Raw genomic sequence first — 25855 nt, forward strand, 5'->3', positions numbered from 1 at the left:
AACCCCCAATGGATGATAAGCGAAAAAACATTGGCTATGAATCGAGGAATATCCGATCACTAGTGATTACCCTGATAGAAATGTTAGATCAAAAGAACGCAAACAGTTAGGAGGAAATCTAATGACAAAAAAAAGAATGTATTTAAATGCTTTTGATATGAATTGTGCAGGACACCAATCTCCGGGTTTATGGACGCATCCGAAAGATAAATCTTCCACCTACAAAGATGCGGAATATTGGACACATTTAGCCAAGGTATTAGAAAGAGGACGATTTGATGCGATCTTTCTGGCAGATGTTTTAGGGACTTATGATGTTTACCAAGGATCGCGTGATCCGGCGGTACGTCAAGGGGCACAGGTTCCTGTTAATGATCCGGCGTTTGTTGTTCCTATCATGGCTCAAGTGACCAAACATTTAGGCTTTGGACTAACAGTATCCACAACTTACGAACATCCTTACATTTTCGCCAGACGTATGTCCACTTTGGATCATTTGACAAAAGGGCGCATCGGCTGGAATATTGTGACCTCTTATTTAAACAGTGCCGCTGTTAATATCGGATTGGATCAACAAATCAGCCATGACGAACGCTATGAAATCGCGGATGAATATATGGAAGTGGTTTATAAACTTTGGGAAGGCAGCTGGGAGGATGATGCAGTCGTATTGGACGTAGAAAACAAGCTTTATACCGATCCTGAGAAAGTACATGATATTCGACATGAGGGAAAATATTATAAGGTGCCGGGAGCACACTTATGTGAACCTTCACCGCAAAGGACGCCGGTCATTTTTCAAGCCGGAGCTTCCAAAAGAGGCCGCCAATTTGCGGCCAAACATGCTGAACTTGTGTTTATCAGCGTTCCAACCGAACAAATTGGTAAAACATATGTGGAAGCATTGCGTGAAGAAGCGAAAAATGCCGGCCGCAATCCGGAGGAAATCAAAATTCTTTCTTTATTTACTCCGATTATTGGACGTACACAAGAAGAAGCAGAAGCGAAGTTTCGTGAGTATCAAAGCCATGTCAGTTATGAAGGCGGATTGGCATTGTTGGGCGGATGGACTGGTGTAGATTTTTCCGGATATGCCCCGGATGACAAAATTGAATACGTTAAAAACGATGCGATACATTCAGCGATCGAGACATTTACAAAAATTGATCCAACGAAACAATGGACGGTCAGAGAAGTCGCTGAATTTGTAGGAATAGGAGGAATGGGAAAAGTTGCGGTTGGAACTCCTGAAAAAATCGCGGATGAGATGGAACGATGGATGGAAGAGACAGGAGTTGACGGCTTTAATATCGCTTATGCGGTGACACCGGGTACGTTTGAAGAATTTGTAGATGATGTAATTCCGATTTTACAAGATCGAGGTCTTGTGCGGAAGGAATATGAGGAAGGCACTTTCCGGAAAAACTTATTTGGATACGACCATTTGCCGGACCATCACCCGGGACGCCAGTATCGAAATCGTTTTTCTTTTCAAAGGAGTACATAAGGATTGTTTCACCAAAACTATTAGAGGGAGCGCAATCACTCCCTCTATAAAGAATATGCTTTATAATGGAAATTAATTCAGCGGCTAAAACCTCGACCCAAAAGATAACGAAAGGGGCTCGATTCAATAGACTATGGACAGACGTTTGATCCTCTTTTTAATCTTCTGTTAAAGCAGGGAAATGAGGAAGGATGTATTCGCCTAGTTCTTCAATGACTTCTTCAACCGGGCGTCGTCCATATTTCAAATTGATGATGATATGATTGACTCCCACGTCGTTTAGTGCTTGCAAAAATTCAATCAGGAAGTTGCGTCCAATTCTAAATCCAAGATGGATCGGGATAGGTACATGATTTGGATCCTCTGTCAAATCAATATAAAGAGATTGAGTAAATGGCTTAAATTCATCTGTTAGAGAACGCCAATTTTTAATCAGTTCCGCTTGGTAATGAAGTGGTCGCGGATAATAAATCCATCCATCGCTGTTTGCTGCAATCCATTCAGGAGATTGAGAACTATGACCGGTTACCATCACCGGAATGGAGGATAAATTCGGTTTTGGTAAAAGGTCTCCGTTCATTAGGTCAACCCGGGAAGTATGAATTCTAGGGAAATTTTTTGCCCATACTTCTCTCATGACCGCAATAGATTCTTGGAATAATGTACCGCGATCATTTGCATCTACCGAAAAAGCCGGAAATTCAATAGGGCGGTCGCCTGTTGCCACACCGAGAATGAGTCGTTCACCGGAAAGCTTATCAACAGAAGCTGCCGCTTTTGCTACGTGGAGCGGATGGCGCAATGTTAAAATAATGCTTGCGGTTCCAAGGGCAATTTTCTCTGTATGGGCGGCTATAAATCCAAGATAAGTAAATGGATCATACATTTGTCCCACGTCGCCGAAATTAGGATCGCGTAAAGGAACGTCTCTGGCAAATACGGCGGCAAATTTTAGTTCTTCTGCTCTTTTGGCTAGTTTTATTTGCTTTTCTATATTCATTTCAGGGACGTCGCTCATATAGGATTCAATAGGGAAGAACAGCCCGAGAGTGAGTTTGTTCTCTTGATACATCCGTTTATATCCTCTATGATTTTGAAATTTTTCCATCATTAGACCTCAATACCTTTCTGTGTATTAGATAGAATATAATCATCATTTGATGAAGGATTGATGCTTCATTCGATCACTCATCCATGCCGATTGTCGGCTAAGGCGAGTGATCGTTCTGTCTATTCCAAGCCTCATATTGTTCCAAAGAATATTTTTAAATTATCCATTTTGGTTGCTTTTCATTATGAATCATAAAGCGTGCCATGGATCAGCGAATATTAAGCGACGATAGAGTCAGAAGCATCTTCTTTTCTCACCTTATCGATAATTCCGCTGCCAAGACAAACATCATTGTCATAAAATACGACGACTTGTCCCGGTGTCACCGCTTTTATTGGTTGTTCATATTCCACTAAAGCGGTTTTGTCCGGACGAACATGCACTTTTACTTTTTGGTCTTGTTGGCGATATCTGAATTTGGCCGTACAAGAAAATGATCGTGGACTGTCATCCCCGCTGATAAAGTGTACATCGGAAACGATGGCAGCATTTGAAAAGAGGGCCGGATGGTCTTTTCCTTGAGCGACGATTAACGTATTGTTATTTAAATCTTTATCTACGACAAACCAAGGTTCGCCGTTGCCTTTTGCTCCGATTCCGAGTCCTCTTCTTTGTCCGATCGTATAGTACATTAATCCTTCATGTCGTCCCAGCACTTCTCCATTGATCGAGCGAATGACTCCCGGTTGTGCAGGAAGAAAATTCTTTAAAAAGCTTTTGAAGTTTCTTTCTCCGATAAAACAAATACCGGTGCTATCTTTTTTATTGGCAGTAAAAAGGTTTAATTCATTAGCGATTTTTCGCACTTCATCTTTCGTTAACTCTCCGAGCGGGAATAGAACTTTTGATAATTGTTCTTTCGTTAATTGACTCAAAAAATAGCTTTGGTCTTTTTTTGAATCTTTTCCTCTCAATAAATTGATTTCGCCGTTTTCTCTATTGACTCTGGCATAATGTCCCGTCGCGATGTAATCTGCATCTAAAGACAGAGCAAAGTCTATAAAGGCTTTAAATTTGATTTCCGCATTACACAAAACATCTGGATTTGGGGTTCTTCCTAATTTCAGTTCTTCCAAAAAATAAGTGAAGACTCGATCCCAGTATTCTTTTTCAAAATTGACACTGTAGTAAGGGATTCCTAGTTGATTCGAAACTTTTTTTACATCTTCATAGTCTTCCGTTGCTGTGCAGACACCATCATCATTTTTGTCATCCCAATTCTTCATAAAAACGCCTATAACTTCATATCCTTCTTTTTTAAGAAGGTAGGCAGCAACGGAAGAATCGACTCCTCCTGACATTCCTACAACGACTCTTTTCTTTCGACTCATGATTACCACCTTAACTGAAATATTTTTTGTTACAGTTTTCGTTAAAAAAAAATTATCTTTTATTAATTTCTTTTATAATATCTTGTATCGTAATCCCCTTTAAATAATTCATCAGATGTTTCTCGGCATCGTCAAAAATATTGATCAGTATGGAAGACAAATTTTTTCCTACAATACAGTTTTCATTTGCTTCGGGACATTTTGGTACCAGTGTGCCTTCGCTCGTAAGCATAAAGATTTTGTCTAATGTAATATTTTCTGCTTTTTCTTTTAAAGAAAATCCTCCTTTTGCTCCTTCTTTTGATAAGATAATCCCTTCTTTTCGAAGCAAACTTAAAATTTTTCTTAATCGCGCAGGATGAACAGTTACGCTGTGGGCAAGGTCTTCGCTCGTTACAATCTGTTCAGATCTTGTGGCCAAATAAGTAACGCAGTGGACTGCAATAGAAAAATCACTATTCAATCGTATTACCTTCTTCCTAAATGTAATAATAAATATTACAGTTAACTATGTCAACCTATTAATTTTCATCGAGTCAGTCAAGACTTTGTGGGAACTTTTTTGGTTCGCTAAAAAACAGGTGTAAGTCATAGGTTAGCGAACCATTTTTTTAAATATCATCCGTAAGCGCTTTCGGACTCTCATCCCTTGCCATGACAGACCGATATGTATACCTTTTTTTACCATCCCTTGAGTTCAGACAGGGCATGATAGATCGGTGTCCCGGACGATTGCTGTAAATATGGCACGTTATTCCGCGTGATCTCCGGCCAAAGACGGCGGACGCGTTGTTTCGCCTTGTTCACGATCGTCTGTTTGGTGGATGCCGTCGACACCGTTTCCTCCGCCGGATGCGACGATTCTTCTCCTAAACGATGTCCGAAAAGACGAATCCCATCCATCCGGGCAATCATTGCCTTGAAAAACGCCCTAAGTCCCTTGTCTGTCCAACTGCGGCGGTATTTCACCCGATACGCCAACTGGCTCATCACGCTTTCAGCCCTCCCCATCGGATACATGCCCGTTGTGTCCACTCCTTGCTCCTTCAGCCATTCCCGGTAATCACGGATGCATCCCGGCATCGATTCGATCCGGTGGATCAAGGCAGCCAGCTGTTGTTCTTTCGCTTCGTCCCCCAGCGTGCCGAGGGCGCTGTTCAGTTCCACAAGCAGCTTCTCTTCATCCTGCTTCGCCAGCTTTTGCCGAATCGCCTGCCACCGTGGATGGCCCGAGAGGCATTGGCGCAACTCACGCGCCACGTGGAATCGATCCAATTGGAAGCAGACCCGTCCTTTGAAATACTCCCGGCACGCGGTAATCCATGGAGCGCCGTCCCCGTTGATGACAAGAAGATCCCGACACGGATCATAGGCATATTCGTTCATCAAAAATTCCTCGAAGCCTTCCCACACCTCCCCCTTGCCCTCATGGACGTAATGGCGCTGATTGACAAATTCGATCCGTGAGCCGTTGCGCTTCCACCCTTCGTGAACGGTTAGGATCTTGTCTTCCTTGGCCCGTTTTCCCTTCCCTTGGCGAGAAACAAACAGTCCATCGGCCTCCACAAACAGCACCCGTCCATATCGCTGGTTGACCGGGCAGTGCAGCGGAGCTTCAGCTTCGAGCACCAACTGGCGGATCGCCTCATGGCTCATCACCGGATACCCGACCATCTGGGCAAGCGTATGAGCCGCTTTGCGATAGGAAGAGCACTCCACCGCCAATCCCACCGCTGTTTCTTCTAGACAAGGGCTGATTGACTGCGATCCATCAAACGCTAAAAAGGAATCAAGCAAAAACGTGTAACGGTTTTGTTCTCGGTCTAAATAGTAGTTTCGCTCAAAGGTAACTTCGCCAAACAAGGTTTGAATCGTGGTGCGTCGTTTGTCTTTCAAGTGGTACCGGCGCTTGTCCCGGGTTTCCGCCAATTGTCGGTCGATGTCCTCCAACAGAGCCGTAAACAGCTCGGTGAAGGCGTTTTGCAAGGCTCGAAACAAATCAAGTTCGATCTCTTTCCATGTCAACGAATTTGTGGTAAGATGTTGTTGAATATTCATAGGACTCTCTCCTCCTGTTTGATGGTTTGGCAATGATCATCTTACCAGGGAGAGAGTCCTTTTTTCATGTTTCCTGCTTGGGATCCTACCGCGCTTCGCTTGGTGGCCCCGATGAGGGGGATTGCGAACCTACGTTCCCAACCCCCTCATCGGGGAATTCTAAGAATTTCTCCCACAAACATTTTACTCACACATTTTCATCCTTATCGTTGAAACGGTAAAATGGTAAACTTTTAAGATTAAAGTGATGAATCATGATGGTATTGATCTTGCAGATTGTTAAGAATAGATGATCCATTGAGCACCCACATTCATTTTATTAAATCCATCGTACGAGAGCAAGGACGTATCATGTATTAGCATACGGAGCACCGAGAAAAAGAGATATCATCTTACCATGATGTGGAATGTTTGAAGAATTAAGATATAAAAGAAAATTCCTGAATGCCGTGTATGATCTACAAATATACTGTATAAGAAACCATTTGATTTGAGGATGGGGAATCGATTCGTACGACCATAATGAACACTGGCTCTTTAAATGACCAACAGAGAAAAAACGGACAGGTGATGTCTAATTATTTCCATCTATCTGCCTACACTCCATTCACCACAGTCATAAGAGCCGTCCATCATTTTTCCATATCATCATTGTGTTTGGAAAATTCGGTAATAGATTCCAATCACAATCCAAAGGTGTGGTCATATGTCTTTTTCACCAAAAGCGATGATTCGCTTTAATAAAAAAACAAAAGAGTTTCACCTTCAAGGAAAAGATTTCAGCTACATTATCAAAATTTTGAAAAACAACCAGCTAGGGCAACTATATTTCGGAAAAAAAATACGCGATCGAAAGTCTTTTTCCCATCTATATTCAATTCGACCAAGGCCCTTGGTTGCCTGTGTGTATGAGGGGGATTCGTTTTCCCTTGATACTTTAAAACAAGAGTATCCTTCTTATGGTACGACTGATTTTCGTGAGCCCGCGTTTCAAATTCTTCAGGAAAATGGAAGCCGTATTACGAATTTTGAATATCAACATCATAAAATTTATAAAGGAAAGCCGAAATTAGAGGGGCTGCCGGCAACGTATGTGGAAAAAGGCGAAGAGGCGATTACGCTTGAAATTTCGTTGTACGATAAACTGATCGACACCGAAATTCAATTGCTTTACACAGTTTTTAGCGAGTGGAACGCCTTGGCCCGAAGTGCGAGAGTGGTCAATCATGGCCAGCAAGATTTATACTTGACCAGAATAATGAGCGCCAGCATCGATTTCTTCGACTCACAATTTGAAATGGTTCACCTCTCCGGATCATGGGGGAGGGAGAGATATGTGAAAATGAGAAAATTACAACCTGGCATTCAGAGTATTTCGAGCACACGAGGGGCGAGCAGTTCCCAGCACAACCCCTTTATCGCATTGAAAAGACCGGATGCCACAGAACATCAGGGGGAAGTATATGGGTTTAGCCTCGTCTACAGCGGAAATTTTTTGGCACAGGTGGAGGTCGATCATTACGATGTCGCCCGTGTCACAATGGGCATCCATCCTTTTGATTTTAACTGGCTTCTAGGACAAAGAGAAAGTTTTCAAACGCCGGAAGTGGTGATGGTCTACTCTGATCAAGGACTGAATGGGATGAGCCAAACGTATCATCAGTTATATCGCACGAGATTAGCAAAAGGTTATTGGCGAGACAAGGAAAGACCGGTGCTTATTAATAACTGGGAAGCCGCTTATTTTCATTTTGATGAAGAAAAACTGATTAAGATTGCTAAAACAGCGAAAGAGTTGGGCATTGAACTGTTTGTTTTGGATGACGGCTGGTTCGGAAAGCGAAATGACAGTAAAACCTCGCTTGGAGACTGGTTTGTGAATAAACGAAAGCTGCCTAGTGGAATCGCAGGGCTTGCCCAAAAGATCAATGACTTAGGAATGCGGTTTGGACTTTGGTTCGAGCCTGAAATGATTTCCAAAGCTAGCCGATTATACGAACAACATCCGGATTGGGTGATCAAAGTGCCAGGGCGGAGGATGTCCCAAGGGAGAAATCAGTATGTATTAGATTTCTCAAGAAAAGAAGTGGTCGATCATATTTATGGAATGATGGCCCAAATTCTTCGGGAAGCACCGATTTCTTATGTGAAGTGGGACATGAATCGCTATATGACAGAAATTGGATCGGCTGATTTACCTCCTGAACGTCAAAGAGAAGTTCCCCATCGTTATATTTTAGGTGTGTATGATCTATACGAAAGATTGACGACGGAATTCCCGCATGTCCTTTTTGAGTCTTGTGCCGCTGGCGGGGCCAGGTTTGATCCGGGAATGTTATATTATGCGCCGCAAACATGGACGAGTGACAACACAGATGCGATCGAACGTTTGAAAATTCAATACGGAACTTCTTTTCTCTATCCTTTAAGCGCAATCGGCGCCCATGTTACGTCTGTTCCGAATCATCAAGTCAAAAGGATCACGAGTCTTGAGGCAAGAGCACATGTGGCGTTCTTCGGAGTATTTGGCTACGAGCTGGATGTCACGAAGCTATCAGAGAAAGACAAACAAAAAGTTAAAGAACAGATTGCCTTTTATAAGAAAAATAGGAAATGGATCATGAATGGAACGTTCTATCGAATAAGAAGCCCTTTTGAAGACGATGGCAACATCGTAAGCTGGATGGTAGTTTCTGAAGATCAAAAAGAGGCGCTTGTTGGGTATTATCAAGTGTTGGGAACGGCTAATCCGGGATTTTCCCGTATTTTGTTAAAAGGTTTGCGAACAGATTATGAGTATGAAATCGAAGGAATAGACGGTACGTATTTTGGAGACGAACTGATGTATGTCGGCCTTCTGTTGGAAGATGCAAAAGGAAAAGGGGACTTCTACTCCAAAATTTATAAATTAAAAGCCATTCAAAGTGATGAAAAAGTGGGGATGAAAAATAGATGAAACGACGGATGGCCTCCTTAGATGATTGAAAAAGGAAAACACTTTTTTTAAATAGAATGTGACGCAGCATAATGGGTGATTTACGGTTGCTTTATTTGACAAAATGGCTCTTTTTCAACATGATTGTAGATGGAATATTTCGCTGAACGGGCTTGTGATCCCTTACCGGAATTCCTATTAGGATGCCCGACTGCACGTGAACGAGTTTTCTTTAAGCTAAGGGAATCACGATTCGAAAAAGCCCGGTTCGTTTCATATCCATCCAGGGAGTCCCTCGAATGCCCGGCGTCTCCCTAGATGGTGGATATTTCATTATATTTTATTGGATAAAGGAGCTTTTTTTATGACGTCACGTTCTATTTCCCCTGATTTTGACCCGTGGGAATCTTATATGGATATTGAACAGCACGGATCATATGTACTTTCTAACGTAGAGTTTACTACTACTTATCTTTGCAATATGCGATGCGCCCATTGTGCGGTAGGGTATACGCTGGCTGCAAAGGATCCGGACGCTTTGCCTGTAGAACTATTGATCCAGCGCTTGGAGGAAGTGCCGACTTTGCGCGCTATCAGCATTACAGGCGGAGAGCCGATGTTGTCGAAAAAATCGGTGGAAAACTATACATTGCCTCTATTGAAATATGCGAAAAGCAGAGGGCTTTACACACAAGTCAATTCCAACTTGACGCTGCCGGCAGAACGGTATGAACAGCTGGCGCCGTATATCGATGTTCTACATATTTCCCATAACTGGGGAACGATTGAAGAATTTAGCGAAACTGGTTTTGCGATGATGGATCGTAAACCGCCAATGAGTAAAAGAAAGGCCATGTTTGAGCGGATGATTGAAAATTCCCGTCTTCTTGCTGAACAAGGAGTCAAGATTTCTGCGGAAACGATGCTGAATAAAAAGACGCTTCCTTATTTAGAGAAGATACATCGTCAAGTGGTGGAGGAAATGAAAGCTTTTCGCCACGAGATACATCCGATGTACCCAAGTGATTTTGCTTCCAGCCTTCACTTGCTCTCGTTAACGGAAATTCGAGAGGCCATCCATCACTTGCTCGATATCCGCAGCCAGGATGTTTGGATGTTGTTTGGCACGCTGCCGTTCTATCCATGCAGCCGCAATCCGGAAGATCTCCGCTTGCTCGAACGACTTTATCAGGAAAAAAATGTAACCGTCCGTAATGATCCGGATGGACGCTCTCGGTTAAACGTCAATATTTTTACAGGCGACGTTATTGTGACTGATTTTGGCGACACACCGCCTTTTGGCAATGTACAAACAGATACGCTTTCCGAGGCATTTGAACGCTGGCTTGATTCCAAATGGGCGAAAGAACTTCATTGCCATTGCCCGCAAGCCCGCTGTCTCGGTCCAAATGTACTTGTGAAAAATGCCTATTATCCAACGGTCTCTTTCCGAGATCGAAAAGCTCTTATTGCTCAATAAAAGAACATTCAATCGGGGTCTTTCCACAACTAGAAATAGTGTTGGGAGGACCTCTTTTGATTTCAGAAAAACGGAGGCAAAAAAGAGCAAAAAGGGATGGAAGTTGAGCCATCCTGTTGTTAAATATAAAGTTTTGTCGTTATTGATCATTTTGATCGTTGTCATAAATGCGACGAACATTGTTGTCTTTTGTGTTTTTCAAGTTATTATTACTGAAGTTGTTATCAGTCAGGTTGTTATTATTGAAATTGTTATTCGTTGGGTTGTTATTCGTTAAGTTATTGGGATTGAAATTGTTGTTCGTTAAGTTGTTGTTACTTATACTGTTGTGATCGTTGGAATGGATATTGCTGCTGTCAGCGTGATTGTCATGGCTATTTTGTGTACGGAAATCTTTCGCTGACACAATCTCATCTTCTTCGCCGAATTCGGAGCTAAAGGCTGGATTGTGGCGGGCTTCTCTGCCGTTGTTTCGGTCTTCATTGAACACACTTTTGTTTATATAGCGATGGAAGAATATTTCGGCAATCGCTAAAATCAAAGCAGACCAGAAGCTTGCCCAGCCAAGGGAAATGTTTTCATTTATAATACCGCTTCCGACGGCCCATATTAAAATGTACGCCAATACAAAATCGGAAATGGTAGCGGCTGTATTTCCGAAACGCGGAAGAATAAAAAGATCACTCAACATATAGGATACGACTGTCACAATTAAGCTTATGGTAAAATATTCACCGAAATCCACCCTGTAAAATAATCCAAGCACGAATGCTAATATGATCATGACCATGACAAACTTAATGATTAGTGCTTTTACGTGTTCCATTTATAACCCTCCTTTTTGAAGTCAATTTTAGGTTGGCTCCGAAAAAGGGGATTATTCATTCACCTCTCGTTTTCCAATCTTTCCCGTGATTTTCTTCACACCTTTATTTTTTCAAACTGTTAAAAGCGAAAAATAAGTTGTTAAGAAACAATGCAGAAGGAATTCAACCATTCATTTAAAATGACAGATTCCTACTGGTTCACACGAATGAGGAATAAAATTGATACTTTTGGACAAATATTTCTGTCTAAATTTCCCGGGCAATTTCTGTTGTTGTCGAACAATAATGAAGCATACATCTGCTCTGAGGAAATATTTTAAATTGCGGAAGAAAGAATTCGACAAAGAAGCCCTTTTTGATAGCGGAAGTCAGCTTTCCCGTCGGTGGAAAATGGATTAGGCCAAAATAATTAGTGAAGATAGATGTTTAATAAATGGATTTTTTCCAAAAATGGATTTACAAGATAGACTTAAATGATAAGATTTTTGGACGCAATTGAAGTTTGTGGCGGTGTGAAAATGGAGAGGAGATTCTTGTGGATCCGTCATTTAGCCATTGCGGTCAAAATAAAAAAGGAGAGGCTATTAGCGGGAAAATAACAAGGACCGCAATGGAACATACGGAATTCATGTTATGTGTCTTGAATTTATGAAGCCATAAAATACTTTTTCAAAAACTTCGCCCATAAAGCGTGACCTTTCGTGTTCGGCAAGCCGTTGCTTTCATCGATGTAATCTTTCAGTTTGTCAGAGGAGTAGTCCGGCCAAACTTTCCAATGGTCGATATAGTTCAATCCTTCTGTTTTTGCGAATTCCTTAAGCGATTTGACTTGCTCCGGATAGTTGGATGCACCGTAAATCGGATTTGGCGGCTGGATCATCACGACTGCATGTTCGTTCTCCGCTTTGACGTCACGCACAAACGTCTGAATAACCGTATGGTTGTCTTCTACAGACACTTTGCCGTTGTCAGCCCATGTAAACGGCTCGAACAGAATCATATCGGGTTTGGAAGCGGCAATTTTCTCTATCTCCCCATTTTGAAGAAAGTCGAGTGATGTCCCTTCTTCTTCCCAAATCGATACTTTCAGTACCGGGCTGTAGGCGGTCTCCAGCGCTTTCTTCAATTGAACAGACCAGCCGTTATCCTCTTTTCCAAGTGCTTTAGAGCCGACAATGGCTACTTGAAATGGCTTTCCGTCATGGAATGATTTTGCCAGCTGTTTGCGAGCCTGATCCGGCCAATGACTCGACAAATCTTTCCAACTTTCGTTTGATCCGTTTCCGGAAACGGGTGTCACCACAGCGGTTGAATCGACGGTCGTTTTTTCCTTCCAATACCAATAGCCTGCCAATAAAAAAAGGGCAACGACCACTGCGAATAACAACGTCATCAAATTTTTCATCCATAATCCTCCAAAACAATTCCTATTTTCAAAAAATTTTTCAAAAAGATTTAAATATAAGTGCTAATCGACAACATTTTCAATAAGATTATGACAAGGTTTATCAAAATTAGCAACTATGATATAATTTTCCTGTTTAATAGTATCTTAGAATCATATAGTATAAAGTCCTCGGACTTTGGACTTATTTATACTTACTAAAGGAGGACATTATGGAAGAAACGATCAGCCTGCGAGATTTAATGGAAACTCTGAAAAAACGGCTGCGTCTGATTGTGTTGATTACGGTACTGGCAGCCCTGATAAGTGGATTAGTCAGCTTTTTTATTCTTACTCCGATTTACCAGGCTTCTACGCTACGCAGCTGCTTGTCAACCAGTCAAAAAACGATCAGCAAATGTACGATTTCAATCAAGTGCAGGCCAACTTGCAGCTTGTGAATACGTACAGCGTGATTATCAAAAGTCCGGCCGTTTTGGAAAAAGTTATTAAAGAATTGAAATTGGATATGACGACTGACACGTTGAACCAAAAAATAACCGTCGACAGCGAGCAGAACTCTCAAGTACTGAACGTATCGGTTCAAGACCCCGATCCTGACAAAGCAGTGTTAATTGCGAATAAAATAGCGGAAGTGTTTAAACAAGAAATTGTGAAAATTATGAATGTCGATAACGTTAGCATTTTATCTAAAGCCGATTTAGGAAAAGACATGACGCCGGTGAAACCGAAACCGCTCCTAAATATTGCGATCGCTGTAGTCGTCGGTTTAATGGCAGGTGTAGGGCTAGCCTTCTTACTTGAGTATTTAGATAATACAATCAAAAACGAACAAGATATTGAAAAACGATTGGAACTTCCGATTCTCGGCATGGTTACCACGATTTCAGAGGAAGATATCAAGCTAGCCACCCAACGTTCTTCACATCGCAAACAAGTAAGGGGTGAGACATTTGGCTCGTAAAACGAAAAAAATAGACAATAAACGAAAATTGATTGCAAAGTTGAACCCAAAATCGCCTATTTCAGAACAATACAGGACGATTCGTACTAATATTCAATTTGCATCTGCTGATGGCGAACTACGCTCCTTTATGGTGACATCTGCAAGCCAGGGAGAAGGAAAATCGACGACAGCTGCTAACTTAGCCATTGTTTTCGCCCAACAAGGAAAACGCGTCTTGCTTGTGGATAGTGATTTGCGAAAACCGACTATGCATTATACGTTTCGTGTAACCAATACGGTTGGATTGACCAATGTTCTTACGAGACAGGCATCGCTGGTGGAAGCGGTTCAAGCAACCGATGTTGAGAAGCTCGATCTTTTATCTTCGGGCCCGATTCCACCTAATCCAGCCGAGCTGTTAAGTTCGAGGATGATGGAACAAATGTTGGCGGAAGCGTACAAACAGTATGATCTCGTCATATTTGACTCGCCCCCTGTTTTGGCGGTCACTGATGCTCAAGTGCTGGCGAACCAATGCCAAGGTACGGTGCTGGTTGTCAAAAGCGGAGTAACGGAATTGGAAAATGCTCTTAAGGCGAAAGAATTGCTTCAAGCGGCGAAAGCAAAGTTGTTGGGCGCTGTTTTAAACAGCAAAACGATGAAAAGTTCAAGCTATTACTATTATTATGGAGAAAAATAGAATGGAAACCACTGAGAGATTCTATATTTTCTTACATAGTCTTTGAAAATATTTAAAATGGATTCCGTGCAACAATCTGTTCATTTCAGTAAAATAATCTTAAATCGGAAAGTAGGAAGAGACGATGATCGATATACACTGCCATATATTACCTGGGGTGGACGATGGGACTCAAACTTTGACAGAAGCAGCTGCAATGGCCAAACAAGCAGAAAAAGAAGGAATTCATACGATCATCGCCACTCCCCACCATATGAACAGAAAATATATTAATCGTAAATCAGAGATTGTCGCAAAAGTAATGGAAGTAAATGCGCATTTGGAACGGGAAGGGATTAATGTAACGGTTCTCCCCGGACAAGAGGTGCGGATTTACGGAGAACTCCTTCAAGACTATGAAAATGGGGAAATCTCCACTCTTGGCGGGGATTCCTCTTATGTATTGGTGGAATTTCCGTCCGGTTATGTTCCAAAGTACGCGGAACAGCTCCTTTTTGACATGCAAATGAAGGGGCTAGTGCCTGTCATTGTTCATCCCGAACGAAACCAAGAACTAATCCAGGACCCGGACAAATTGTATAATCTAGTTAAGAACGGAGCGGCAGCGCAAATTACCGCTGCCAGCCTCACCGGCTATTTCGGGAAAAAATTCAGAAATTTACGGAACAGCTGATTGGCGCCAACTTAGCGCATTTTATTGCTTCGGATGCACACAATACAAACAAACGCCCGTTCAAAATGATGGAGACATTGGATCGACTTGAAAAAGAATTTGGAATCGATTATGTCTATTACTTTCAAGAAAATGCAGAATTGGCAGTCAGCGGTCAGAATATCATGAAAGAACCGCCGCAACAAATTAAAAAGAAAAAATTTCTCGGGCTATTTTAACAGAATATCGGGTTGGAGCCTTAGCCCGAATCAACAACAATGTTTGAATCGAACCTCTTTTCAACAAATCAACTGAACTATCCATAAAAAATAACCATTAGGTAGGGATTCTATGCCTGAGGGAGTGGCTCTTTCATAAAAGTCGGTCATCGAGAGAAACGTGAGAGATGGCTCGTGACCTAACTAATTTTACTTTGTTAAAATACAAACATAATCAACTGCATTTTGCGTATATTTTATAAAAATCCGTTATTCGAACAAAACCCATCGGCATTCTAAAAAATTCAAACGAAAGGAAGTATGCGGTTTGAAAAAGGTACGTAAAGCGATCATACCGGCTGCCGGGCTCGGCACTCGTTTTTTGCTCGCAACGAAAGCCATGCCGAAAGAAATGTTGCCGATTGTGGACAAGCCGACTATTCAATACATAGTGGAAGAGGCAGTAGCATCCGGGATCGAAGATATAATCATCGTTACTGGAAAAGGTAAACGAGCGATTGAAGACCATTTTGACAATGCCTGGGAGCTGGAGCATAATTTGGCGGACAAAGGGAAGCTCGATTTGTTGGAAAAAGTCAGGTATTCCTCCAATTTAGCTAACATCCACTATATACGCCAAAAACAACCCCTCGGTTTAGGCCACGCCGTATGGTGCGCCCGCAATTTTATCGGGGATGAACCGTTTGCCGTTCTATTAGGCGACGATATTGTTCAAAGCGATACGCCGTGTTTAAAGCAATTAATGGATCAATTCGAACAAACCCATTCTTCCATTATCGGGGTTCAGGAAGTTCCGGAAGAAGAAACACACCGCTACGGTATTATCGACCCGGCTGGAAGCCAAGGGCGCCGCTACCAAGTAGAAAATTTTGTGGAAAAGCCGGCACCGGGAACAGCTCCCTCCAATTTGGCGATTATTGGCCGTTATATTTTAACGCCGGAAATCTTTTTGTTTTTAGAAAAACAAGAGCAAGGAGCCGGAGGAGAAATTCAACTGACGGATGCCATTCAAAAGTTGAATCAAATTCAGCGAGTATTTGCCTATCAATTTGAAGGCAAGCGATATGATGTGGGCGAGAAGCTGGGATTTATTCAAACCACGATTGAAATAGCATTACAAGATTCGGAATTAAAAGAGCCACTGTTGAAAATCATGGATAATATTTTAAAAGAAACCAATCTGAATAAAGTGAATATGTAAGAAAGAAAAAATGAAGAAAATTAGCTCGTTTAGCTATAGTCAATTTGTGAATAGTCACTTAACCCGATTCTTTTGTCGTTCTATACAACCTCAGAATCGTCATTTTGAAACAGTTGGGGAAAAGATCGTGATTTTACCAGCTGTTTCTTTTTATTCTTCCTTTGCTCGGGTGATCAAAAAAGTCAATGAATCGCATTCCTTTTAAGAAAGACGGTTGTTTACTGTATAAAAAAATAAAAACGAATACAAAGAACCGAAAAGTTTGACCCAGTTAAGATATGCTGTGATTTCGATGAATTATTTTAACGTCTTTCCGAAAGAAGTCTCCCATCCTCTAGGAATGTGAAGGTGCGAATAGCACCAATGAGTAGGTGGGAGATGAATTTCGGTTGGCTTTAGCCAAAGTTATTTTTCCAATCCCTTTCTCAACAATTCTAAGATTGCGGCTGTTCTAGTTGGAATCCCATTTTCTTTTTGATATTGCTCCAATTTTTCTAATATCGTCTTAGGCATACGAATTTCTACACGTTCTTTCTCTTCTCTCATGATTATCACCTCATATTGATTGTACGGATTTTTTACGGTATAATCAATATATACGAAATTTTTCCGCACAAAGTGAGGTGAATTGATATGGCCAAGCAAAACAAAGCTTTCAAGTTTCGTTTGTTACCAAACAAAGAACAATCCGCATTATTAGCTAAGACATTTGGTTGTGTTCGCTTTGTCTACAATAAGATGTTAGCTGAACGCAAAGAAACGTATGAAAAGTTCAAGGATGATAAAGAATTGCTTAAAAAGCAAAAGTTTCCGACCCCTGCAAAATATAAAAGTGAATTTCCATTCCTAAAAGAAGTGGATTCTTTAGCTTTGGCAAATGCACAAATGAACTTACAGACTGCTTATAAGAATTTCTTTGAAGGAAATGCGGATTTTCCAAAGTTCAAAAATCGTAAAGCAAAACAATCCTATACAACTAATATGGTCAACGGAAATATTAAGCTAGAAAATGGTCATATCAAACTGCCAAAAATCAAAAAGCCAATAAAAATGAAACAGCATAGAGAGATACCTGCTGATTATAAAATCAAATCTTGCACTATTTCTAAAACAAAGACAGGCAAATACTACATTTCAATTTTGACAGAATATGAGAAAGATATTCGTCCAGTTAAAATACAGAAAGTTGTTGGTTTGGATTTTGCTATGGATGGTCTATATGTCGAGAGTGAACAGGGTAAGAAAGCCAATTACCCACGTTACTATCGGCAAGCCTTAGATAAATTAGCAAAAGCACAACGAATTCTTTCTCGAAGAAAGAAAGGTTCTGCAAGATGGGAAAAACAACACCTGAAAGTGGCTAAGCTACATGAAAAGACAGCGAATCAGCGCAGAAACTTTCTTCATCATAAGTCAAAAGAATTAGCAACAAACTATGACGCTGTGATTATTGAGGACTTAGACATGAAAGGCATGTCTCAAGCCCTCAACTTTGGAAAAAGCGTTCATGATAACGGCTGGGGGATGTTCACTACTTTCTTAGCGTATAAGCTAAAAGAACAGGGGAAACAACTTGTGAAAATTGATAAGTGGTTTCCCTCCACTAAGAAGTGTTCATGTTGCGGCAAGGAAAAAGAAATGCCATTATCTGAACGTGTATATAAATGTTCTTGCGGCTTTGTATTAGATCGCGATCACAATTCAGCAATCAATATCAAAAATGAGGGATTACGCTTATTAGCATAAAGAATAATAACTTTCGGAACGAGAGGGTTAGCTCGGTCAATTTTCTGTCATTAGACGGGATTACCCGAGAAGCCCCCACTTCAATCAAACCGTAAGGTTGATAAGTGGAGGGTAGTTCACAATAATGGTAGAGAATCTTTTTGCTAAGATGAAATAGAATTTTCGTTGGACTCAGGGAAATATGGATATAAGCATTCATTACTGAGTAGATATACTGCTTTTAACCATTAAAAGGATTTTTTTAAACGAAAGTTGAATCCTGCAAGTACAGCCATTCTCTATTTTTCTTTGTCATTCACTTGTTTTTTGAATGTATAAAATGGGACGCGAATAGAATGTAATATTCAACTGAACTTTTTTGTGATCGATTCCGTTTTTTCTTTTAGAGGTCATTATAAAAAGAGTTTGGATTCAGATTTGTACTTTTTTCGTTTTGCGTTTTTCATTAAGTTTGTAAGCAGAGTTTTACCGGCTCTCTCTGTAAAGAAAGAATTTTGCTATGCTTTTTTATCATGCAATCAAGAAGACTATGATTGAAAAGGAAAATGGGGTCTTCATGGTGAATTAAGAATTGTACTTCGGTGATTGGAAAATATTTCATATAAAAGGAAGCGTTGTCTAAAGCGCTGTCAGCCTACGAATAGTTTGATGACTAATCAGCGGTACACTTTTAATACAGGATGATCATTTTAGCTCGACTATGGTTAGTGGTGAGGAAAAGATCAGAATGTTCATGTATGCAGTATTTTAATGATTCTATTGGGGAGTTGGAGGGGAACAATATGACTTGGAAAACGATCTATGAAAAATGGACATCTTATCCAAATTTAGATCCAGTTTTAAAGAACCAGTTGGATGGTATCAAAGATAATGAAAAACTGTTGGAAGACAGCTTTTATAAGAGTCTTGAATTTGGGACAGGCGGCATGCGCGGGGAACTCGGACCTGGTACGAATCGAATGAATCTTTATACGGTTCGGAAAGCTTCAGAAGGGCTGGCGCAATACATAAAGTCTCAAGGTGAGGAAGCGGTGAAGCGCGGCGTGGCAATTGCCTACGATTCCCGCCGGAAATCGCCGGAGTTTGCTTTGGAAGTGGCGAAAACGGTGGGGAAACATGGAATTCGCGCCTTTTTGTTTGAAAGTTTGCGTCCGACTCCCGTATTGTCGTTTGCTGTCCGCCATTTACACACATTTGCGGGTGTTGTTATTACCGCTAGCCATAATCCTCCTGAATACAACGGTTACAAAGTATATGGACCGGACGGCGGACAATTGCCTCCTGCTATGGCGGACGAATTGATTCGCTACGTTCAAGCTGTCGAAAATGAGTTGACGGTGGAAGTGGCAGAAGAAAAAGACCTTGTCCATAACGGCCTTCTCACGTATATTGGGAGCGAAGTGGATCAAGCGTATCAACAACAATTACAGACGATCCGTCAGAACAAGGAAGTCGTATCTTCTGTGGCTGATTCGTTGAAAATTGTTTATACGCCGCTTCACGGTACGGGAAATATCCCTGTTCGGGAAGGATTAAAAAACTTTGGCTTTACGAACATCACCGTGGTGAAAGAGCAGGAGCAGCCTGACAGCCATTTTTCTACGGTTCAATCTCCCAATCCGGAAGAGCATAGCGCTTTTGAACTGGCGATCCGTTATGGGGAAAAAGAAGACGCCGATCTTTTGCTGGCCACGGATCCGGATGCTGACCGTTTAGGTGTGGCTGTGAAAAATGCACAAGGCGACTATCATGTGTTGACCGGAAATCAAACAGGAGCGCTTTTGCTTCATTATTTGTTGACGCAGAAGAAAGCCAACCACACGCTTCCTGAAAACGGCGTGGTGATCAAAACGATTGTGACATCGGAGCTAGGCAGGGAAATTGCCAAAAGCTTTGGCATTCCAACGATTGATACGTTGACTGGATTTAAATTTATCGGCGAAAAAATCAAAGAATTTGAACAGACAGGAGAACATACCTTTTTATTTGGCTATGAAGAAAGCTATGGCTATTTGATCGGCGATTTCGTACGCGATAAGGATGCTGTTCAGGCAGCGGTGCTGGCAGCCGAAGTAGCAGCGTATTACAAAGCACAAGGAAAGAGTTTGTATGACGGTCTGATGGATATTTTTGAACAATACGGCTATTTCCGTGAATCACTGCGGTCGCTGACTTTGAAAGGAAAAGACGGATCGGAGACCATTGCCGCCCTGATGGATAAATTTCGCGAGTCTTTTCCTGCCCAAGCGGCCGGATCCCCGATCGTCGCAGTTGAAGATTACCTAAAAGGTGTACACATGGATCTTACAGAGTTAAGTCACAGAAAGATCTCGTTGCCGTCTTCCAATGTTCTGAAATATTATCTTCAAGACGGATCTTGGTTTTGCATTCGCCCGTCCGGAACGGAGCCGAAAGCCAAGTTTTATTTCGGCGTGAAAGGAACGTCCTTGCAAAACAGTGCCGAGAGATTGGCGCGACTGGAAGAAGACGTTATGCGATGGGTGGAAAATGAACTAAATCAAATCACTGTTTACTAAGACAAAAGGGAGATGTCAGCAATGATTTTAGTTGTTGGCGGCGCCGGATATATCGGCAGCCATCTTGTAAAGGAACTTGTAGAAACAAAAGAAGTCGTCGTTCTTGATAATTTATCGACGGGGCACCGTTCGCTGGTGGATCGCCGTGCACACTTTGTTGAAGGAGATCTGGGCGATAAAGCGGTACTCGATAAATTATTTTCAAATTATCCGATTGAAGCGGTGATGCACTTTGCTGCCAATAGTTTGGTGGGGGAATCAGTGCAGCATCCTTATAAATATTACCAAAACAACGTGGCGAATACTTTGACGTTATTGCATTCGATGATCGAGCATGGCGTGAAGAATTTTATCTTCTCGTCGACGGCGGCCACTTATGGGATCCCGAATGTGGAACTGATCGATGAACAGCAGCCGACCCAACCGATCAATCCTTATGGGCGGTCGAAGCTGATGGTGGAACAGATTTTGGCTGATTTTGCCGATGCGTACGATTTGCACTATGTCGTTCTTCGCTATTTTAATGCAGCGGGCGCACATGAATCGGCAGAAATTGGGGAAGCGCATGATCCGGAAACGCACTTAATCCCGATTATTTTGCAGCATTTGCTTGGCCAGCGTCCGAAAATCTCCGTCTTTGGCACTGACTACGATACGCCGGACGGAACGTGCATCCGCGATTATATTCATGTTACCGATCTCGCTCGAGCCCATATTTTGGCGCTGAATGCCTTGTTGTCGGGCGAAAAGAAATCAGCAACTTATAATTTAGGAAATGGAAAAGGCTATTCCGTAAAAGAAGTGATCGATACGTGCGAACGCGTCACCGGACGTAAAGCTGTCATTGAATATACAGATCGCCGTCCCGGTGACCCGGCTAGACTCGTCGCCACTTCTGAAAAAATTTACCACGAACTAGGTTGGAAAGCGGAATACGGCTTGGAGGAAATCATCGCCTCCGCATGGAAGTGGCATAAAAAGGGATTTATCGGCAAATAGGAAAGGAATAGTGAAAGGGACATTGCCAAAAACTGATGTTTAGAGCAATGTCCTTTTTCTTTTCCGGAGTCGTTTCTCGAAAAATGAAAGAATAATCGTTTTGTTTAGCATCATTCATCCGGATGTAATAAACTTCTAATGGATTTTATGAACAAATTTTTATTTAATCGCCTTTGAAACGATCCTTCAACAATTTCCAGCGTCGGTGCAATTTTGAAGCGATTTGTTTAGAACGGAAGCAATTTGATTTGAATAATCATCGGCTGGCTTCTTAACGACATTTTGCTGATCACGCTGAAACGTGTATAAGTAAAGAGTATGTATCCTGAGCGGATGGAAAACATTTTATGTAAAGCTTTCAGACGTTTAACCGAAGGAAAAAGAAACCAAAAAATTGAAAACAATTTCCTGATTTGCCTTGACTTGCATACTGGGTTCGGGTATACAATCAAATTAAGAATTCATTATTTAATGAAAATTTTTATTATGACGTGGTTTTGTTTGTCATTTAGCAACGGGAAAGGAAACAGATTACGTGGACACACATTGAGCGTGTACATATTGTATAAGGATTAGAATGTAGCGGAACGATGCTGAAGGTGCGAGAATGTTTTTTGGCGTGAAGTAATTTTTGGTTTCAACTTGGTCATAGAGTGTCTTTAAAAAGATGGATGGAGATGTGTCCATAAGAGGGAACAGGAGAAATTCAATAGGAAGGGAGAGAGCGCATTCAGAGTCAAAAGTCATTTTAATCGGTCCGCTGCAGTGGTGTTCACGATTTAAACGAGGAAAGCGCTTTTTTAGGTGTGAAACGGTTCGTTTGATATTAGGAAAGGATCATAGTTTTGAAGAATGTCATAACCGCGGCTCAAGATCGGAGTGATCGGTTTTTCTTTTTGGTTGCTAAATAGTCGTTAAGAACTACATAATGGCAAAAACGCAAAGAGATTGATGGGTAATAAGACCTAAAAAAGCAGCGAAGCTTCTACTTTTATCCCGTTCTAAAAAAATCTTTTGATACACACAGCTAGACTTGTTTTACTTTAAGTAGTTTGTTTAAGAGTGAATCTTCAAAACTATTAATGAAAGAGGTATGAAAAGTGAAGATAAAACTATTCAGCGGATTGAGATCAAAACTCATCGTTTCTTTTGCTGTTATTTTACTGCTTCCTTCGATTGTTGTAGGATCATTGGCATACAATTCGGCTAAAGATCAAATTCAAAATCAAATTTTCACAAGTGTTAATGAAAATGTGAAGCTAGTGAACACACTTATTGACAACAGCATCAAACCAAAAGTAAATGATATCGATTACTTTTCGAAAACCGTCTCATCTCGTCTGTATAAAGGCGATGACAGTCCCGAACTTCGCAGAATTTTTAAAGAATATGTAGATTTGCATCCGGAAGTAGTGAGTATTTTTGTCGGCACTAAAAATGGATTATATGTTCAAATGCCAAGATTTAAGATGCCTTCCGGCTATGATCCGAGACAGAGATATTGGTATTCGGAAGCTATGAATCATAAAGGGCAAGTAGTAGTGACGGATCCTGAAAAAACGGCCTCTACTGGTGAAACTGTGGTCACCATATGCAAAACAACCAATGATGGTTCTGGCGTCGTGGCGATCAATATAAGATTAAACAAGATTAAAGATTTAGTGGAAAAAGTGAAGGTAGGAAAAGAAGGATATGCGTTCCTGATCGATCGTAATAAGAAGATCGTTGCCCATCCTAATCTAAAATCCGGATCAAAAGCAGACAGCAGCTTTTATGATAAATTATTTGCTAGTAATACAGGGGAATTTCATTATACTTTGAATGGCAAAGAGAAATTATACAGTTATACGACGAATCCGTTAACGGGATGGAAAGTAGTAGGAAATATGTCGATCTCCGAAGTGGATGATGCCGTTGCGCCTATTCTCCGTAAAACGTTGCTCGTGATCATCATTTCTTCTGTTCTTGGGGCGATAATCGTCTACTTTATTATCTATTCCATTCTTGCCCGTCTTAGAGTATTAAAAAATAAAGCGATTACCATCAGCAGAGGCAACCTCACTGAACAAATTGAAATAAAAGTAAACGACGAGATCGGTCAATTAGGCCATGCTTTTAATCAAATGCAAGAAAATCTGCGTACATTAATTCAAAAAATAGAACTCAGTGCGGAACAAGTCGCTTCGTCCGCTGAGGAATTAACAGCGAGCGCTGAACAAACAAGTTTAGTTACTGAACAGGTCGCATCTTCCATTCAAGAGGTGGCAAGCAATGCGGAAACGCAGACAAACGGTATTGATAAAAATGCTCAGTCTTTAAATACAATCTCATCAGGAATTACAAAGATTGCCGAAAATTCCATGAATGTAGCGGAGCTTTCTAAACAATCCACATTGCAGGCGGAAGAAGGAGAAAAGGCTGTTCAGAAGACGGTCGATCAAATGAATTCCATTCATGAATCCGTTCAAGTGTCAGAAGAGGCTATCCAATCTTTAGCAGAGCGTTCAAAGCAAATTGGAAAAATATTGGATGTTATTACCGGAATCGCAGACCAGACAAATCTTCTGGCTCTTAACGCCGCCATTGAAGCAGCTAGAGCTGGCGAAGAAGGTAGAGGTTTTGCGGTCGTAGCGGAAGAAGTCCGAAAATTAGCCGAGCAATCGCAAGAGTCGGCGAAGCAAATTTTTGAATTAATTCAAGGAATACAACAAGATACAGGCAATACGGTACAAATTATGTCTAAAACGACAGAAGATGTAGAAGAAGGGTTAAAAATCACCAATGAAGCCTTTGAAAAGTTTGAGGGAATTTTACATAGTATGAGAGAGGTTGCTCCTAAAATCCAGGATATTTCCTCAACGGCGCAAAAAATATCCGCCGAAGTCCAAGAGGTTGCGGCAATGGCCAATGAATTGGCCAATATAGCGCAAAACAACGCAGCCACATCCGAAGAAGTAGCGTCTTCAACGGAAGAACAATTAGCTTCCATGGAAGAAATCTCAGCATCAGCAAAATTGCTTTCTTCTATGGCGGAAGAGCTCAAAGAGGTAATTTCTAATTTTAAATATTAACCCATTTGCATGTTCGCAGAATAGTACAATGAAGAATGAAAACTGAAGGTTCAAGAAAGGACATCGCCGTAGGGCCATGTCCTTTCTTCGTTCCATGTATAAGGATAAATGTTGTTTTTTCGTCTTGGGCAGGTTGTTTGAGATGATGTCTGTCAGATGGCAGACATGTTTATTCGCTTTGTAAATTTTCCTTTAGCATATGTGTCACTTTTGCTTTTTCTTCGTCAGGAACAATCAAATAATAAATGCCGTTGATCTTTTGGCCTGTTCCTTTGATTTCATAATTTTCTATGTTGGATAGACAGCTGCGGTAATTGGATCGAATATTCATCATATCCTGAAAAGTAAGATTCGTTTTTACGTTGTTGCCCAGCGTATTCAAAATATCTTGATAATGAGTCACAGAGGATATACTGGTAGCTTTGTGCAGAATGGCTGTTATGACTTGCCGTTCACGCTGATTTCGGCCGAAATCCCCGTTTGGATCCAAATGGCGCATTCTGACATAGCCTAGTGCTTTTGGTCCGTCAAGTTCAATCTTCCCTTTTTTGTAATGATAGCCTTTTTTGTAATATCCTTCATCGTACCAATCCAGATGATTATCAACCGTAATACCGCCGACGGCATCGACTAAACCACTTAGCGCTTCCATATTAATGCGGATAAAATAGTCAATAGGGATACCTGTAAACTGTTCAACGGTATTGATTGCCATCTTTGTTCCACCGAATGCGTATGCATGATTTATTTTATCCATGGTTCCTTTTCCGACGATTTTTGTTCGCGTATCCCTAGGAATGCTGACCATTTGCATTTTCTCTTTTTGCGGATTAAGCGTCATGACAATCAAAGTGTCGGAGCGGCCTCTGTCATTTTTACGCTCGTCCACTCCCATAAGAAGAATGGAAATAGGTTCGCTTTTTTTCGTTTTATCCGACTGATCGCGGCCATTATCGAAAGGAATGTTTTGATGCATTTTATCAGCCGCTTCTTTGGCGGAATGATACAAATAATAGGCATAGCCACCCCCGCCCAAGACGATTAAGACCACTATGATGGACAGGATTTTCAACAGTTTTTTCAACATATGGGATTCCTCAACTTTCACCT

At 41.3% G+C, this 25855-nt stretch carries 17 protein-coding genes and 2 pseudogenes; 11 read left to right on the forward strand and 8 right to left on the reverse strand.

The genetic code is table 11. The features are described 5' to 3' along the window. Window positions 1-121 precede the first annotated feature (121 nt). Window positions 122-1507, forward strand: a complete 1386-nt coding sequence (locus tag N1I87_RS02800) for an LLM class flavin-dependent oxidoreductase (RefSeq protein WP_341100577.1) — start codon at window positions 122-124, stop codon at window positions 1505-1507. A gap of 157 nt (window positions 1508-1664) precedes the next feature. On the opposite strand, the gene N1I87_RS02805 is transcribed toward N1I87_RS02800, so the two are convergent. The 4 genes from N1I87_RS02805 to N1I87_RS02820 all read right to left on the reverse strand — a co-directional run bounded on the left by N1I87_RS02805 (window position 1665) and on the right by N1I87_RS02820 (window position 6007). Further along, window positions 1665-2615, reverse strand: a complete 951-nt coding sequence (locus N1I87_RS02805; protein WP_048624370.1) for an LLM class oxidoreductase — start codon at window positions 2613-2615, stop codon at window positions 1665-1667. Window positions 2616-2836: 221 nt separating this feature from the next. Beyond that, window positions 2837-3949, reverse strand: a complete 1113-nt coding sequence (gene mnmA, locus N1I87_RS02810) for a tRNA 2-thiouridine(34) synthase MnmA (RefSeq protein WP_270584417.1) — start codon at window positions 3947-3949, stop codon at window positions 2837-2839. A gap of 52 nt (window positions 3950-4001) precedes the next feature. Continuing rightward, window positions 4002-4412: an RrF2 family transcriptional regulator gene (locus tag N1I87_RS02815; protein WP_270584416.1), complete on the reverse strand. Its 411-nt coding sequence runs from the start codon at window positions 4410-4412 to the stop codon at window positions 4002-4004. A 218-nt stretch (window positions 4413-4630) separates the two neighbouring features. Beyond that, the gene (locus tag N1I87_RS02820; RefSeq protein WP_341100579.1) at window positions 4631-6007 is read right to left on the reverse strand and encodes an ISLre2 family transposase; all 1377 of its coding nucleotides are present in this window, start codon (window positions 6005-6007) and stop codon (window positions 4631-4633) included. Between the two features lie 706 nt (window positions 6008-6713). Here N1I87_RS02820 and N1I87_RS02825 point away from each other — a divergent pair. Then, entirely contained in the window at window positions 6714-8963 is a 2250-nt protein-coding gene (locus tag N1I87_RS02825) for an alpha-galactosidase (RefSeq protein ID WP_341100580.1), read from the forward strand. Between the two features lie 343 nt (window positions 8964-9306). Continuing rightward, window positions 9307-10422, forward strand: a complete 1116-nt coding sequence (gene yfkAB / locus N1I87_RS02830) for a radical SAM/CxCxxxxC motif protein YfkAB (RefSeq protein WP_341100581.1) — start codon at window positions 9307-9309, stop codon at window positions 10420-10422. Window positions 10423-10561: 139 nt separating this feature from the next. Here yfkAB and N1I87_RS02835 read toward each other — a convergent pair whose 3' ends face one another. Further along, window positions 10562-11248 carry a YndM family protein gene (locus tag N1I87_RS02835; RefSeq protein ID WP_341100583.1) on the reverse strand — a complete coding sequence of 229 codons (687 nt, stop codon included), beginning with the start codon at window positions 11246-11248 and terminating at the stop codon, window positions 10562-10564. Window positions 11249-11895: 647 nt separating this feature from the next. Next, a complete protein-coding gene (locus N1I87_RS02840) occupies window positions 11896-12654 on the reverse strand; it encodes an SGNH/GDSL hydrolase family protein (protein WP_341100584.1) in 759 nt (252 codons plus the stop codon). A 212-nt stretch (window positions 12655-12866) separates the two neighbouring features. Between N1I87_RS02840 and N1I87_RS02845 the strand changes: the two are divergent. From N1I87_RS02845 to galU, 4 genes and pseudogenes are all read left to right on the forward strand, one after another. Further along, window positions 12867-13618, forward strand: a pseudogene (locus tag N1I87_RS02845) (YveK family protein). Beyond that, window positions 13608-14300 (forward strand): CpsD/CapB family tyrosine-protein kinase, encoded by a 693-nt coding sequence (locus N1I87_RS02850; protein WP_341100585.1) that lies wholly within the window; start codon window positions 13608-13610, stop codon window positions 14298-14300. The pseudogene N1I87_RS02845 and the gene N1I87_RS02850 overlap by 11 nt, the downstream one beginning before the upstream one ends. A gap of 124 nt (window positions 14301-14424) precedes the next feature. Further along, window positions 14425-15191, forward strand: a pseudogene (locus tag N1I87_RS02855) (tyrosine-protein phosphatase). Window positions 15192-15498: 307 nt separating this feature from the next. Next, window positions 15499-16392, forward strand: coding sequence for a UTP--glucose-1-phosphate uridylyltransferase GalU (gene galU, locus N1I87_RS02860; protein WP_341100587.1), 894 nt, complete (start codon window positions 15499-15501; stop codon window positions 16390-16392). A 405-nt stretch (window positions 16393-16797) separates the two neighbouring features. On the opposite strand, the gene N1I87_RS02865 is transcribed toward galU, so the two are convergent. Further along, complete coding sequence (locus N1I87_RS02865; RefSeq protein ID WP_003352379.1) at window positions 16798-16938, reverse strand: ribbon-helix-helix protein, CopG family; 141 nt, start codon at window positions 16936-16938, stop codon at window positions 16798-16800. Between the two features lie 87 nt (window positions 16939-17025). Here N1I87_RS02865 and N1I87_RS02870 point away from each other — a divergent pair, with 87 nt between their 5' ends. The 4 genes from N1I87_RS02870 (at window position 17026) to N1I87_RS02885 (ending at window position 24745) form a co-directional block, all read left to right on the forward strand. Further along, on the forward strand, window positions 17026-18138 hold the full coding sequence (locus N1I87_RS02870) for an RNA-guided endonuclease TnpB family protein (protein WP_003353982.1): 1113 nt from the start codon (window positions 17026-17028) through the stop codon (window positions 18136-18138). Between the two features lie 782 nt (window positions 18139-18920). After that, window positions 18921-20675, forward strand: a complete 1755-nt coding sequence (locus N1I87_RS02875; RefSeq protein ID WP_341100589.1) for a phospho-sugar mutase — start codon at window positions 18921-18923, stop codon at window positions 20673-20675. 21 nt (window positions 20676-20696) lie between these two features. Further along, window positions 20697-21674 (forward strand): UDP-glucose 4-epimerase GalE, encoded by a 978-nt coding sequence (gene galE, locus N1I87_RS02880; RefSeq protein ID WP_327824069.1) that lies wholly within the window; start codon window positions 20697-20699, stop codon window positions 21672-21674. A 1100-nt stretch (window positions 21675-22774) separates the two neighbouring features. Further along, a complete protein-coding gene (locus N1I87_RS02885) occupies window positions 22775-24745 on the forward strand; it encodes a methyl-accepting chemotaxis protein (protein WP_341100590.1) in 1971 nt (656 codons plus the stop codon). Between the two features lie 169 nt (window positions 24746-24914). Here the strand turns inward: N1I87_RS02885 and N1I87_RS02890 are convergent, their stop codons facing one another. Beyond that, on the reverse strand, window positions 24915-25832 hold the full coding sequence (locus N1I87_RS02890) for an LCP family glycopolymer transferase (protein WP_341100591.1): 918 nt from the start codon (window positions 25830-25832) through the stop codon (window positions 24915-24917). Window positions 25833-25855 lie beyond the last annotated feature (23 nt).

The organism is Bacillus sp. FSL W8-0102 (assembly GCF_038007225.1).
GTDB classification, from domain to species: Bacteria; Bacillota; Bacilli; order Bacillales; family DSM-4216; genus Bacillus_O; species Bacillus_O smithii.